Source organism: Sulfitobacter donghicola DSW-25 = KCTC 12864 = JCM 14565, from assembly GCF_000622405.1.
In the GTDB taxonomy this organism is placed as follows: domain Bacteria; phylum Pseudomonadota; class Alphaproteobacteria; order Rhodobacterales; family Rhodobacteraceae; genus Sulfitobacter; species Sulfitobacter donghicola.
In genome coordinates, this window is sequence record NZ_JASF01000005.1 from 2064061 (window position 1) to 2077566 (window position 13506).

General features: G+C 56.3%; 16 protein-coding genes. 12 read left to right on the forward strand and 4 right to left on the reverse strand.

The window, feature by feature from the left end:
• Positions 1-15: 15 nt before the first annotated feature.
• From Z948_RS0111205 to Z948_RS0111230, 6 genes are all read left to right on the forward strand, one after another.
• Positions 16-927: a formate dehydrogenase accessory sulfurtransferase FdhD gene (locus Z948_RS0111205; RefSeq protein ID WP_174416586.1), complete on the forward strand. Its 912-nt coding sequence runs from the start codon at positions 16-18 to the stop codon at positions 925-927.
• The gene (locus Z948_RS0111210) at positions 924-1451 is read left to right on the forward strand and encodes a hypothetical protein (RefSeq protein WP_025059660.1); all 528 of its coding nucleotides are present in this window, start codon (positions 924-926) and stop codon (positions 1449-1451) included. Before Z948_RS0111205 ends, Z948_RS0111210 begins: the two co-directional genes overlap by 4 nt.
• Positions 1448-1990: a YcxB family protein gene (locus Z948_RS0111215; RefSeq protein WP_025059661.1), complete on the forward strand. Its 543-nt coding sequence runs from the start codon at positions 1448-1450 to the stop codon at positions 1988-1990. The genes Z948_RS0111210 and Z948_RS0111215 overlap by 4 nt, the downstream gene beginning before the upstream one ends.
• The gene (gene mobA, locus Z948_RS0111220; RefSeq protein ID WP_025059662.1) at positions 1987-2589 is read left to right on the forward strand and encodes a molybdenum cofactor guanylyltransferase MobA; all 603 of its coding nucleotides are present in this window, start codon (positions 1987-1989) and stop codon (positions 2587-2589) included. Before Z948_RS0111215 ends, mobA begins: the two co-directional genes overlap by 4 nt.
• Positions 2586-3077: a molybdopterin-guanine dinucleotide biosynthesis protein B gene (mobB, locus tag Z948_RS0111225; protein ID WP_025059663.1), complete on the forward strand. Its 492-nt coding sequence runs from the start codon at positions 2586-2588 to the stop codon at positions 3075-3077. The genes mobA and mobB overlap by 4 nt, the downstream gene beginning before the upstream one ends.
• Positions 3078-3141: 64 nt before the next feature.
• Entirely contained in the window at positions 3142-4407 is a 1266-nt protein-coding gene (locus tag Z948_RS0111230; protein ID WP_025059664.1) for a molybdopterin-binding protein, read from the forward strand.
• A 12-nt stretch (positions 4408-4419) separates the two neighbouring features.
• Here Z948_RS0111230 and Z948_RS0111235 read toward each other — a convergent pair whose 3' ends face one another.
• From Z948_RS0111235 to Z948_RS0111245, 3 genes are all read right to left on the reverse strand, one after another.
• Positions 4420-5493 (reverse strand): hypothetical protein, encoded by a 1074-nt coding sequence (locus tag Z948_RS0111235; protein ID WP_025059665.1) that lies wholly within the window; start codon positions 5491-5493, stop codon positions 4420-4422.
• A gap of 14 nt (positions 5494-5507) precedes the next feature.
• Complete coding sequence (gene greA, locus Z948_RS0111240; RefSeq protein ID WP_025059666.1) at positions 5508-5978, reverse strand: transcription elongation factor GreA; 471 nt, start codon at positions 5976-5978, stop codon at positions 5508-5510.
• A gap of 144 nt (positions 5979-6122) precedes the next feature.
• Positions 6123-6503 (reverse strand): VOC family protein, encoded by a 381-nt coding sequence (locus Z948_RS0111245; protein WP_025059667.1) that lies wholly within the window; start codon positions 6501-6503, stop codon positions 6123-6125.
• Between the two features lie 89 nt (positions 6504-6592).
• Here Z948_RS0111245 and soxR point away from each other — a divergent pair, with 89 nt between their 5' ends.
• From soxR to Z948_RS0111265, 4 genes are all read left to right on the forward strand, one after another.
• On the forward strand, positions 6593-7105 hold the full coding sequence (soxR, locus tag Z948_RS0111250; protein WP_025059668.1) for a redox-sensitive transcriptional activator SoxR: 513 nt from the start codon (positions 6593-6595) through the stop codon (positions 7103-7105).
• A gap of 79 nt (positions 7106-7184) precedes the next feature.
• Complete coding sequence (locus Z948_RS0111255; protein ID WP_025059669.1) at positions 7185-8837, forward strand: electron transfer flavoprotein-ubiquinone oxidoreductase; 1653 nt, start codon at positions 7185-7187, stop codon at positions 8835-8837.
• A 99-nt stretch (positions 8838-8936) separates the two neighbouring features.
• A complete protein-coding gene (locus Z948_RS0111260) occupies positions 8937-10661 on the forward strand; it encodes a tetratricopeptide repeat protein (protein WP_025059670.1) in 1725 nt (574 codons plus the stop codon).
• The gene (locus Z948_RS0111265; protein ID WP_037952225.1) at positions 10651-11448 is read left to right on the forward strand and encodes a 4-(cytidine 5'-diphospho)-2-C-methyl-D-erythritol kinase; all 798 of its coding nucleotides are present in this window, start codon (positions 10651-10653) and stop codon (positions 11446-11448) included. The genes Z948_RS0111260 and Z948_RS0111265 overlap by 11 nt, the downstream gene beginning before the upstream one ends.
• Here Z948_RS0111265 and Z948_RS0111270 read toward each other — a convergent pair.
• Positions 11441-12439, reverse strand: coding sequence for a polyprenyl synthetase family protein (locus Z948_RS0111270; RefSeq protein ID WP_025059672.1), 999 nt, complete (start codon positions 12437-12439; stop codon positions 11441-11443). The two genes, Z948_RS0111265 and Z948_RS0111270, sit on opposite strands and share 8 nt — an antisense overlap.
• A gap of 53 nt (positions 12440-12492) precedes the next feature.
• On the opposite strand from Z948_RS0111270, the gene Z948_RS0111275 reads away from it, so the two are divergent.
• Together Z948_RS0111275 and Z948_RS0111280 are read left to right on the forward strand one after the other, a co-directional pair.
• Positions 12493-12708: a putative signal transducing protein gene (locus Z948_RS0111275; RefSeq protein ID WP_025059673.1), complete on the forward strand. Its 216-nt coding sequence runs from the start codon at positions 12493-12495 to the stop codon at positions 12706-12708.
• A 2-nt stretch (positions 12709-12710) separates the two neighbouring features.
• Positions 12711-13445, forward strand: coding sequence for a tRNA1(Val) (adenine(37)-N6)-methyltransferase (locus tag Z948_RS0111280; protein WP_025059674.1), 735 nt, complete (start codon positions 12711-12713; stop codon positions 13443-13445).
• Positions 13446-13506: the final 61 nt, after the last annotated feature.

Genomic DNA, 13506 nt, shown 5'->3' on the forward strand with positions numbered 1-13506 from the left:
CCTAGATTGTCGCTCATGCGTAACGGGTTGCCGAGGAGGGTGCAATTGGCTGAACTGAATGATCTATCGGAATATTTGATAGCGCCTGACCCGAGCGCGCGGCGCCTGACGCGCCCTGTGATCGGGACAGATCACAATGGCGACGAGCAGCAGATCAATGTGGTCGAAGAGCGGCCGTTGACGATTTACCTCAACAGTCAGGAAATCGTGACCGCGATGACGATTGGTGACTATCCTGATTATCTGGCGCTGGGTTTTTTACGCAATCAGGGCATGCTGAGCAAAGAGGATGAAATCACGGGCGTCGATTTCGACGAAGAGCTGGAAACGGTTGTGGTGCGCACGGCGCGCGAAACCGATTACGAAGACAAGATGCGCCGCAAAACCAGAACAAGCGGTTGTGCGGTGGGAACAGTTTTTGGCGACATGATGGAGGGGCTAGAGAACGTGACCCTGCCCGATACATCTGTGCGCACCTCATGGCTGTATGCGTTGTCATCCAAGATTAATCGCACGCCCAGCCTGTACCTGCAGGCGGGCGCGATCCATGGCACCGTGCTTTGCGCGGGGGACCGCCCTTTGGTCTATATGGAAGACGTTGGCAGACATAATGCGGTGGATAAGATTGCGGGTTGGATGTTGTCCGAAGGCATCCCTGCAGAGGATAAAATTCTTTATACAACGGGCAGGTTAACATCTGAGATGGTGATCAAAACGGCGATGATGGGCATCCCCGTTTTGGCGTCGCGATCCGGTTTTACAGCTTGGGGTGTTGAGATCGCGCAAAAGCTGGGGCTGACTCTGATTGGCCGGATGAAAGGTAAGCGGTTTATGTGTTTGGCCGGAGAACAGCGTCTGCTGCGGGATGCAGACCCAAATGCCATCGCTGATGAACCCAAACGCTCTGGCCGAAAGTCTAGCGAATGAAACGATATGAACTCTCCTATGTGATAACGCCAGAGATGCAAAGCCGTGCAATGTTTGTCTGGGCCAAGCCAAATAAAACCAAGGGCGAAAAATGGCGGCGCGCAGCTATTTTCACGCTTGGTTTTGTGGCCTTGCTGGCGGTGATCGTCACCTTGATGCGGCTTGACGTCTTGACAGTACCGATGTTGTTTTCGGCGCTTGTTGGGTTTTATCTGGGCATTGGTGTTTGGCTTATCTCGCACAGGGTCTCTAGCCAAAAGCTGGTTAAATTCGCGAACTCTATGTTGGATCGGGAAGGTGAGATTCACACTGTGATTTCTTCAGAACAAATCTCGATCCGCTCTGGCGTCTCTGACAGCAATTTATCATGGGATTACTTTGATGAAGCCTTTTCCATGGTCGACGCCACCGTACTAAGGGCAGGGGCGTTGGTTTATACCTTCCCCGATGCCGCGCTGCCCGAAGGGACCTCACCGCAAGAGTTTCGGAAAGATCTGGAAAGCTGGATGGGCGCAAAAACATGAGCAACACCTATGTTCTGAAATTCACGCCAGAGCCAAAGGTACTTTTGTCTGTTCTGCGGCTAAAGCCCCCCGTGCAGCAGGTCAAAGGCATGAAGGCCAGCAATATGTTGCGACTGCTTCATTGCCTGTTGCTGGTCCTTGGGGGGATATCGCTTGGATATTTTGTGACGGATATTTTTACCGATAGGGCAACCATTCTGCATTGGAGCTCTTTGGTCGGGTTGGCGTTGTCATACCTTGCTATTTTCGGGTCTTTGTTGGTCACCTTGCCGACCATGGTGCGGCAGCTGTTGGCAACGCGTGCGAACCAAGGCGAGGTCGAGATGACCATAAATGCGTCGGGCATCACAACCAAAGCGGATCACTTCCAATCCACAATAGAATGGTCCGCGGTTGAGGGGCTTGGGCGTTCCAAGCTGGCATTTGTTTTGTGGTTCGGTGGAAATCGGCCTGCGATCCCATTTGCGGCGTTTGCATCTTCAGAACAGATTGAAGCGTTTGAAATAGATGTGAAAAATTGGGTGGAGACCTCAAGATGAAACAACCTCTTGGCGTGATCCTTGCGGGGGGGCAGGCAACCCGAATGGGCGGTGGCGATAAAGGGCTGCTGGAACTCGGCGGAGAGACGCTTTTGTCACGTGTGCAGGGGCGTCTTGAACCGCAAGTGGCTGATATCGCGCTGAATGCGAATGGTGATGCCGCGCGGTTTGCGCCTTTCGGGATGCCAGTGATTGCTGATAGTTTTGAAGGTTTCGTTGGGCCGTTGGCAGGTGTTTTGGCTGGACTGGACTGGGCGGCAGAGCAAGGGGCTGAAACGATCGTGACGGCTGCGGCTGATACGCCCTTTTTCCCTTGTGATCTGGTGCCCCAGCTTTTGCTGGCCTCGGAAGGGATGGAGCATCCACTGGTTCTGGCCGTTACCCCTGATGAAAAACGCGCGCGCGCGCGCCATCCTACCTTTGGTCTTTGGCCTGTCGCCCTTCGGGAGGATTTGCGCAAGGCTTTGGCGGGGGGGCTGCGAAAGGTGGTTCTATGGACCGATGCGCATAGCGGACGCGAGGCGATGTTCCCGCAAGAAGCTGCATTCTTTAATGTAAACACCCCATTAGATTTGGAAACCGCTGAGGCAATGTTATGAGAGTTTTTGGTGTCGTTGGTTGGAAAAACGCAGGCAAAACAGGGCTGATGGAACGTTTGGTCTCTGAGATCACGACACGTGGGTTTTCTGTCTCTACGGTCAAACATGCCCACCACAGTTTTGATGTGGATCACGCAGGCAAAGATAGCTACCGCCACCGCGAGGCAGGGGCATCGCAGGTGTTGCTGGCATCGCAAAATCGCATAGCATTGATGCACGAATTGCGCGGCGCGCCCGAGCCCTCATTAGAAGAACTATTGGCGCAGCTTTCCCCTGTCGATCTGGTCTTGGTCGAAGGCTATAAGCGGGATGCCCATCCAAAGGTCGAGGCCCATCGTGCCGTTACCGGAAACCCGCTGATCGCGCCAGAAGACCCAACCATTCGGGCAGTGGCCAGTGATACGCCGCTAGACATTGATCGCCTTGTTTTTGATCTGGATGATACGGTCGCTGTGGCGGATTTTATTCTGTCGGAAGTGGGATTGTGATGGGGGGCGTTCAATCTTCCCAAACGCGTTGCCTGTGGCAGAGTGAGCACGAAAGAGATGCGCAATGACTTCAACTCCATCTGCGAAAGCCGCTCCGCTGCGCAATGATTGTTTTGCATTGCCCAAAGGGGTTCATTGGACACCTGTTGAGGAAGCGCTGGCCATGTTGCGGGAAAGGCTGGCCCCCGTCACCTCTTCCGAGGTGGTCCCCCTCGCGCAGGCCTGTGGGCGGATTTCATTTGATGATGTGAAAGCAAAGCGCGCAAACCCGCCGCTGCCGAATACTGCGGTAGATGGGTACGGGTTTTCAGGTGGCAGGCAGGAGGGTGAACACCGGCTTCCTTTGGTCGCAGGGCGTGCAGCCGCAGGGGATGCCCCTGTTTCGGTTCCAGAAGGGCAAGCCATTCGTGTGCTGACGGGGGCGGCGCTGCCTGACGGGGTTGATACCGTTATCTTACAAGAAGATGTTTCTGTGGCTGATGGTCATGTGATTTTTCAGGGGGCGCTAAAGCAGGGTGCCAATACCCGCCGAGCCGGTGAGGACGTCAAAGTTGGTGATGTTGTGCTTGGGCAAGGGCGGCACATCACACCTGCTGATTTGGCGCTATTAGCGGCTGCTGGTGTTTCTGAGGTTGCAGTACGCAATCCTCTGCGCGTGGGTGTTTTGTCTACGGGTGATGAGCTGGTCGAGGTTGGCTCAACCGCAGGAGAGGGGCAGATCTATGATGCGAACCGCCCGATGTTATTGGCCCTTGCTGCGCGTTTGGGACATCGGGCCGTTGATCTGGGCCGTGCGCCTGACCAACGCGAGATGTTGAAGGCGATGCTGGATGCGGCGGCGGAAAAGGTTGATGTCATCATCACCAGCGGCGGAGCCTCGGCGGGGGACGAAGACCACGTGTCGGCCCTGTTAGACAAGGCTGGTGCCATGGCGCTGTGGCGTATCGCAATCAAACCTGGTCGGCCCTTGGCGTTGGGTATGTGGCAGGGCGTTCCGGTTTTTGGCCTGCCGGGTAATCCCGTTGCTGCGCTGGTGTGTACCTTGGTTTTTGCGCGCCCCGCCTTGGCCTTGCTCTCTGGCGGGGATTGGAGCACCCCGCAAGGGTTTGAGGTTCCTGCAGCGTTTGAAAAGAGCAAAAAGGCGGGCCGCCGCGAGTTCTTGCGTGCCCGCATTCGCAACGGGCAAGCCGAGGTTTTTGCCTCGGAGGGGTCTGGGCGGATCAGCGGGTTAAGCTGGGCTGAGGGGCTGGTCGAACTGGAAGAAGAGGGAAGGGATATTCGCATAGGCGATCCTGTGCGGTTTATCCCTTATGCCAGTTTTGGGTATTAAACCCGTCGGGCTTTAGTCAAATGTTCCCGCCACACGGCCCAGCAACATAAACGCGCGCGCTGTGCGTGTGTCCGCCAATGCGGAAATCTCGGTGTCAGAGGCGACTTTTTCGAAATCCGCAAACAGCTTGTCAAAGCGGCGCAAGAAATGGTGCGCAGTATCGCGAAAGATCGGGTCCTGCTTCATCCGCCCAGCCGTCAACGCTAGGGAAGAGCGATCACGGATACCGCCCAGTGCCGCGATGGGGCGGCCACGCTCGCCCTGCCCAAACATCCGCCAGATTTCTGGTCGGGCGCGGTCGGGGCGCAGGTCGTCCATGTAAATGCCGTCTTGGCTCAGCAGCGTCAGGATGTCTTGGGCCGCTTGGATGAGCTGGGCAGCATTGCGATCCTTCATTGCGCGGCGCAAAGCGGCAAAGCCTGCTTCGTCTTCGGCCGTTTCAGGAAAGTTCAAGGCGCGGATCAGGTCATCCCCTTCGACAGGGGGGGCCATGTCAACGCTTTGGGTGCCCAATTCGAGAGCAGGTTGATCCTGAACAGGAGCAGCTTCGGTTGTAGGCAGCGCGGTACGAGGCGTTTCTTCGCGGCGGGTGGAAAACGTCGCAAGCGCCGTTTCGGTTTTGCGGGTGGCTGCTGCAATCTCGTCAAGCTTACGGTTCACCGAGGGTTCGGAGGTGAGCCTACCACCTTGTTGTTGCGCGATATAGGCGTGACGGATTGCATCAATCGCCGCTTGCAGGCGCTGGCTTTCTTCCCGCATGACGCGGCTGGCCCGCGCGGCAGTTGCGGCAACCCAGATCATAGCCACAGGCATAAACACAGCGAGCATGGTCATGAGGAACCGAAGGCCGCCTTGCCCCTCGGCAGCGGGGGCTTGGGGCATGAAAACAAAAAAGATCAGGCAGCCCAACAGCCACACAGCGGAAAGAGCCACCGCGATAATTTCGATGCTGGAAACCCCGTCAGATCGCGCCCTGTCGTAGATGCCCAAAGGCGTCGGGCGCGCAGTCGCAGCTTTGCCTGCGCGCGCTTTCGCGACGCTTGCTGGCGGGCGGGCCGGCTGTTCGGGAAGAGGGGCATCAGACATGTGCTGGGTTCCGATCAGGCATAAACGATTTTTAGAACCTCATAGGATCTAACCCCACCGGGGGTGCGGACCTCGACGCTGTCACCCTCATCCTTACCGATCAACGCACGCGCGATCGGGGATTTGATGTTGAGCAAGCCAGCCTCGATGTTGGCTTCGTATTCGCCAACGATCTGATAGGTTTTCTCTTCGTCGGTATCTTCGTCAACCAAAGTTACTTTGGCACCGAATTTAATTGTGCCGGACAATTTGGCCGGGTCAATCACCTCGGCAAGGGAAATCGCCCCTTCAAGTTCTTTGATGCGCCCTTCGATAAACGACTGCTTTTCCTTGGCCGAGTGGTATTCGGCGTTTTCGGACAGGTCGCCGTGCTCGCGGGCCTCGGCAATCGCTGTGATGATTGCAGGGCGCTCAACGGTTTTGAGGTGCTTCAATTCCGTCTCAAGGGCGGTGTGCCCTCCGCGTGTCATGGGGATCTTTTCCATTGCGTTCGTGTCCGTGATACTAAGGCGCGCCCCGAAACCTATCGGGGCGCGTGTTTGCGTTGGCCATAACCTGACCGAAGTTATACACCAAATGCAAGCAGATAAGGCATTTTTGGTGGCGTGGTTTCGCCGAATGTTAAGGGTTTAGTCGTATTGAACGACTTCGAACTCGATACCGTCAGGGTCATAGAAATAAAAGCGGCGACCGGGTTCATAGTCATAATGCTCACCCATTCGAAACCCTTGGTTGCGAACGGCCTCTTCGACAGCCTCCAAATCGCTGACAACCACTGCGATGTGGTTTAGCCTTGCAATGTTGTTATAGCTTTTGGGCGCGGGGGTCAGATCGCCCTCGGGGCGATAGATTGCAACGTATTGATCGGCGGTGCCGACATGCACGCTATACCCGCCCGAGATGGCCTCGCCCTGCCAGCGGATATGCCAGCCAAAGACGGGCTTCATCCATGCAGCGGTTGCCAAAGGGTCCGAGACGGTCAGATTCACATGTTCTAATTGCGCAGCCATAGTGTTTTCCTTTCGAGGTTATTGGCGTGACGCCCTTTGATGTAATTGCTAAACCTAACTTTAGGTCAAGCAATTTTTTGGAGATATTTATGGCGTTGAACGAAGGATTGACGATTGGTGCATTGGCAACCCGCACAGGCCTCGCTGTATCTGCTATTCGCTATTATGAACGTCAGGGGCTGATTAGCCCGTGGCGAAATGCCGGCGGGCAGCGCCGCTTTGCCCGTGCGGATTTGCGGCGGCTTAGCTTTTTGATGATTGCCCAGAAATTTGGATATACGCTGCCCCAAATCCGCAAGCAGTTGGACCAGCTGCCAAAAGGGCGGGCACCCAGTAAATCGGATTGGAGCAAGATCAGCAGCGGTTTTCGGGATGGTCTGGATGCCCAGATTGCGGCTTTGACAGCGCTGCGCGATAATCTGGACGGTTGCATTGGATGCGGCTGCCTTAGCCTTGAGGCTTGCGCGCTGTATAATCCAAAGGACCTTGCGGCGGAAAACGGGCAGGGGCCGCGGTATTTGATGGGGGATCGCCCCATATCTGCTGACGTTAGCGCTCACTGTGAAAACTTTGGTCAAAAATTCAGTTTAGAATTGTTTTAACGCCTCGTCGTGATTGCAATGGTGCGTGCCACCCGTTACCCCGAATAAAACCGATTTTCACGCGAAGGGAGCGCCTGATATGGCTGATATTGAACGCGAAGCAATGGAATATGACGTTGTCATCGTTGGGGCGGGGCCTGCAGGCCTGTCAGCGGCGATCCGTCTAAAGCAGTTGGATGCTGATTGTAACGTTGTTGTTTTGGAAAAGGGCTCGGAGGTGGGTGCGCACATCCTGTCTGGTGCGGTTCTTGATCCTTGCGGCCTTGATGCGCTGATCCCAGATTGGAAAGAAAAAGGCGCGCCGCTGAACGTGCCCGTGAAAGAAGACAATTTTTACATGCTGGGCGAAGCTGGCGAAGTTCGCGTGCCGAACTTTCCCATGCCGCCATTGATGAACAACCACGGCAACTACATCGTTTCGATGGGTAATGTTTGCCGCTGGATGGCAGAACAAGCCGAAGAAATGGGCGTGGAAATCTTCCCGGGCATGGCGTGCTCGGAAATCGTTTACGGCGACAAAGGCGAAGTCAAAGGCGTGGTTGCTGGCGAGATGGGCCTTGGCGCTGATGGCAAACCTGGCCCCAGCTATGAGCCAGGTATGGAGCTGCACGGGAAATATGTGTTCCTCTCTGAGGGCGTGCGGGGCTCCCTCTCCAAGCAGGTCATCGAAAAATTCGATCTGGCCCAAGGCAAAGAGCCGCAGAAATACGGCGTTGGCATGAAAGAGATCTGGGAAATCGACCCAGCCAAGCACAAAGAAGGCACTGTAACCCACACGATGGGCTGGCCTTTGGGTAAAAAAGCGGGCGGCGGTTCCTTTATTTATCACCTTGATAACAATCAGGTTTACGTCGGCTTTGTTGTTCACCTTGGTTATAAGAACCCGAATGTATTCCCTTATATGGAATTCCAGCAATTCAAACACCACCCAATGGTTGCAGAGCTGCTAAAGGGCGGTAAACGCGTGGCTTATGGTGCCCGTGCGATCACCGAGGGTGGATACCAATCCATGCCGAAAATGGTTGCACCTGGTGTGGCGCTGTTGGGCTGTTCGGTTGGCATGGTCAACGTGCCGCGCATCAAGGGCAACCATAACGCGATGATCTCGGGCAAAGCAGCTGCCGAAGCCGCCTATAGCGCGATCCAAGCAGGCCGCTCGGGTGATGAGCTGCCCGATTACGAAAAAGAAGTACGTGAAGGGGCGATCGGCAAAGACCTGTACAAAGTGCGCAATGTAAAGCCGTTGTGGTCCAAGTTTGGCCTCACCGCGTCGCTTGCCATTGGCGGGTTCGACATGTGGTGCAACACATTGTTCGGCGGTTCGCTGATTGGCACGTTGAAGCACGGCAAATCCGACGCCGAAGCGACTGAGCCTGCGGCAGATCACAAAATGATCGATTACCCCAAACCTGACGGCAAGCTCAGCTTTGACCGCCTGACAAACGTGGCCTTCTCCTTCACCAACCACGAAGAAAGCCAACCAGCGCACCTGACGTTGAAAGACGACACCGTGCCAGTAGGGGTGAACCTAGAGAAATTCGCAGGCCCGTCAGCGCGCTATTGCCCAGCAGGTGTTTACGAATTCGTTGAGGAAGAGGGCAAAGACACGCGTTTTGTCATCAACTTCCAAAACTGCGTTCACTGCAAAACATGTGACATCAAAGATCCTAGCCAGAACATCGTCTGGACCACGCCTCAGGGTGGTGACGGGCCAAACTACCCGAACATGTGATCAACTATTACGGCTTCCCACCTATTCAGGTGGGGGGCCGCCATTGCGCCACGGCGTAAACATGCTAGCCTATCGGTCAAAAGAACGAGGCAAAAGCATATGCGAAATTTCCTGACAACTGTAAGCGCGGCAGCCCTTGGGCTAACCCTTTCTGTGGCTGTTCCCAGCTATTCACACGCACAGTCTTTGGCGGGGTCCTACCTTGCCGGACGCAGCGCCTCGGTCAACAATGACTATGCTTTGGCTGCTCAATATTACGCCTCTGCCTTGGCGCGCGACCCCAAGAATGTTGAGCTGATGGACAATGCTACGCTGTCCTACCTCGCCTTGGGCGATGTGAAGCGGGCAGTGCCGTTGGGCAAGGCGATCATCGCGGCGGGGCAGAACTCGCAAGCGGCGCGTATGGTGATTACGGCTGGCTTGGCCGCCGACGGGAAATTCGAAGAGCTGGCCCAGCAAGAAGTGCAATCAGACGGGATTAGCCCGTGGTTGGATGGGTTGGTCAAGGCATGGGCCTTGATTGGCGCGGATGATGTGGATGCCGCGATGAAGCAATTCGACAGCATTTCAACGGATTCCGGCATGGAAGGGATCATTTCCTTTCACCGTGCTTTGGCCTTGGCAACTGTTGGCCGCTACGCCGAGTCTGAGGCGGTGTTCGATAGCGGTGTTGTTGGCGCAGCGGCACGCACGCGGCGCGGTGTTTTGGCCCGCGCCGAGATCCTTTCGCAGCTTGATCGTAACGAAGAGGCGGTCGCGCTGATCTCAAATACGTTTAATGGCTCTACCGATCCTGAATTGGATATGCTCATCGCGCGCTTTAATGCGGGTGAAAAAGTGCCCTTTACCCATGCGCCAACAGCGCGTGCAGGGCTGGCCGAAGTCTTTTATACATTCGCGGCATTGTTGCGGGCGGAACGGGCCAGCGACTATTACACGTTGCTATACGCGCGCGTCGCGCGGTATCTGCGGCCCGATCACATTGATGCATTGTTGATGTCTGCGGGTCTGCTGGAAGATTTGGGCCAATACGAGTTGGCGATTGATGAATACCGTGGTGTTGGGGCCGAAAACTCTGCCTATCACGTGGCCGAATTGGGCCGTGCGGCTGCGCTGCGTCGTCTGGAAAAGGCAGATCAGGCGATTGAGGTTTTGAACCAGTTGACCCGCACCCACGGCGAGATGGCCGTTGTGCACTCGACTCTCGGGGATACGCTGCGCGCTCAGGACGAAGATCAGGCCGCCATTGCGGCTTATAGCCAAGCGTTAGAGCTCACCAAGGACGGGGATCAGCGCAAGTGGTATCTGCTGTTTAGTCGCGGGATAGCTTTTTCGCAGGATGGCGAGGGTGTCGCGGCCGAGGCAGATTTTCGCGCGGCACTAGAGATCAATCCGGATCAGCCTCAGGTTCTGAATTATCTGGGATATTCGCTCGTTGAGGAAAAGCGCAAGCTGGACGAGGCGCTGGATATGATCGAGCGCGCCGTAAAGGCCAGCCCGAACAGCGGCTATATCGTGGATAGCTTGGGGTGGGTCTATTACCGCCTAGGCCGCTATGACGAAGCCGTCACCCAGATGGAACGCGCGGTTGAGCTGGAGGCAGTGGACCCCGTTGTTAACGATCACTTGGGGGATGTGTATTGGGCTGTTGGCCGCAACCGCGAGGCCCTCTTCCAATGGCGCCGTGCATTGTCCTTTGTCGAGTTCACCAAAACCGATACCGAAGCAGATCCAGATCGTATTCGGCGCAAGCTAGAGGTCGGATTGGACGTTGTGCTGCAAGAAGAAGGCGCTGATCCGCTAAAGGTTGCCAGTGACGAATAATGCCTTCGCGCCGGCCAAGGTGAACCTTTCGCTGCATGTAACGGGGCAGCAGGCGGATGGCTATCATCTGCTGGATAGTCTGGTGGTGTTTGCTGATATTGGCGACAGGCTGTGGTTTGAGAGCGGCCCAGATATGCGGATCGAGGTCTCTGGCCCATTTGCAGATGGTGTACCGACAGATCACCGCAACCTTGTTTGGCAAGCTGCTGAACTGGCAGGGTGGACGGGCAGGATCAATCTGGAAAAGAACCTGCCGCACGGCGCAGGCATTGGCGGTGGATCGGCAGATGCTGCGGCGGTTCTTCGCACCCTTGGGGGGGATGAAGGGGCAGCTAGTCTGGGGGCTGATGTGCCCGTTTGCCTCAGCGCCTCACCCCAGCGGATGCAAGGCATTGGCGATGATCTGGCCAAGTTACCACCGCTCCCTGATATGGATATCCTATTGATCAACCCAAAGGTTGAGGTGCCGACTGGCCCTGTTTTCAATGCCTTGGATTGTAAAGAAAATCAGCCAATGCCCGAGGCGTGGCCAAGGTTTGACTCGCTTGAGGTGTTTTGTGACTGGCTGGCCCAACAGCGTAACGATCTGGAACGTCCTGCGCGCCAAATCGCGCCCCAGATTGATGATGTCTTGGGCGCGCTGAGTGGTGCGCAGCTGGCCCGTATGTCGGGCTCAGGTGCGACGTGTTTTGGCCTGTTTGAAGCAGGTAAAGCGCAGCCAGCGGCAAAGCGTGTTGCGGCAGCGCATCCCGATTGGTGGGTCGCAGCGGGCCGTGTGCTTAGCTGATGCGGCTCACCACGTAATCGGCCAGATCAATCAACATGTCTTTGATGTCATGGGCAGGCAGCGGGGCGAGCGCCGACTTTGCCTTTTGCGCCCACGCCAAAGCATCTGCTTGGGTCGCGGTGAGGGTGCCATGCTTGTTCAGCAGCGCAATCGCATGCTCCAGATCGCCGTCTTCTTGTTTGCCACGCTCGATCGTGCGGGTCCAAAAGGCGCGCTCTTCGTCGTCGGCAAGGGCAACAGCTTTGATCACTGGCAGGGTTAGTTTGCGTTCGCGGAAATCGTCACCGATGTTTTTGCCTGTGGCGTCTTCTTGGCCCTGATAATCCAGTAGGTCGTCCACAATCTGAAACGAGATACCCAGCGCATCGCCGTAATCAAACAGGGCTGTCACGATCTCTTGGGGGGCGTCAGCAATAACTCCGCCGACTTCGGTTGCCGCAGAGAACAAGGCAGCAGTTTTGCCGCGCACAACTTGCAGGTAGACGCTTTCGTCCGTTGCAAGGTTTTGCGCCGCGGTTAGCTGAAGCACTTCGCCTTCGGCGATGGTGGCTGCTGCGTTGGAAAGAATTTGCATGACCCGCATCGAACCCGGTTCGGTCATCAATTGAAAGCTGCGCGCGAAAAGGTAGTCGCCAACCAAGACAGAAGATTGGTTATCCCACAGCAGGTTTGCCGTCGGGCGGCCGCGACGCTGGTTGCTTTCGTCGACAACGTCATCGTGCAGCAAGGTCGCGGTGTGAATGAACTCAACCGTGGTGGCCAGATGGATATGGTATGGCCCGTCATAGCCACACAGAGCAGCAGCAGCGAGGGTCAGCATGGGGCGCAAGCGCTTGCCGCCAGCCTCGACCAAGTGAGCGGTGACCTCTGGGATACGCGGCGCGTGTTCGGAAGACATGCGTTCGCGGATCAAGGCACTCACGGCGGCCATCTCATCGCTGAGGGCAGCTGCAAGGCGATCATGGGGTTTTTGGCTCATTTCAGTGGTCATTTACCGCATCCTAGCGCTCGACAAGGGGGCTGGCCCCAGATTACATCATCGGCATGAAAGAACTCTTGCGCAGCAACGACCCTACGATCATCGCCTTTGCTTCGGCCCTATTGCAGGGCGAGGATATAGACTGCTTTCAGATGGACGTAAATATGAGCATACTCGAAGGTGGCATCGGAATTTTCCCGCGCCGGCTGATGGTGCACCCTGACGATCTTGACGCGGCTGAGCGTGTGATGCGCGATAATGAGATCCCTTTGGGAAAATGAGCATGCCAAACCTCACCCGAGACGCGTTTCTGGGCGGGCTGTTGCATCTGTGGCAACCCCGCGATGGGTATCGTGCGGGGGTTGATCCTGTCTTGCTTGCAGCCACTATACCTGCGGTTTCGGGGCAAAGGGTGCTGGAATTGGGCTGTGGCGTGGGGGCGGCTGTGCTGTGCCTAGGGGCAAGGGTGCCTGATCTGGTGCTGACCGGCGTCGAGAGAGAGCGGCAATACGCTGAACTGGCGGCCCGAAATGGCGCGGGACAACTGGAGGTTGTTCAGGCCGATCTTGCGGAGCTTCCGTTGACTTTACGGCAGCGACAATTTGACCATGTGCTTGCCAATCCCCCTTATTGGCGGCGCGAGGCGTCTGTCTCGGCGCGGAATCCTGTAAAAGAAGCCGCTTTGGGGGAGCAAACTGCGCTTGCGCTGTGGATCCAAGTCGCGGCCAAACGGCTGGCGCCTAAAGGGTATATGCATGTGATTCACCGCGCCGAACGGTTGCCTGACCTACTATCTGCGCTGCCCAGTGACATGGGCAGCATCGAAGTGTTGCCCATCGCTGCACGGGCTGGGCGCTCTGCTGAGCGGGTCATTATGCGCGCGCGCAAGTCTGGCCGAGCAGATTTTCGCCTAAATGCCCCTTTGGTTCTGCATCGCGGCGACCATCATGTAGATGGTGATCAATACAACCCAGAGGTGGGTAAGGCCTTGAGAAGTGGTGCTGCGTTGAGGTTTTGAGCGGTCGTTAACCTGCTCTTAACCACCGTAACAGTTATGCTGCGAGGCGGCGTGACTTCGA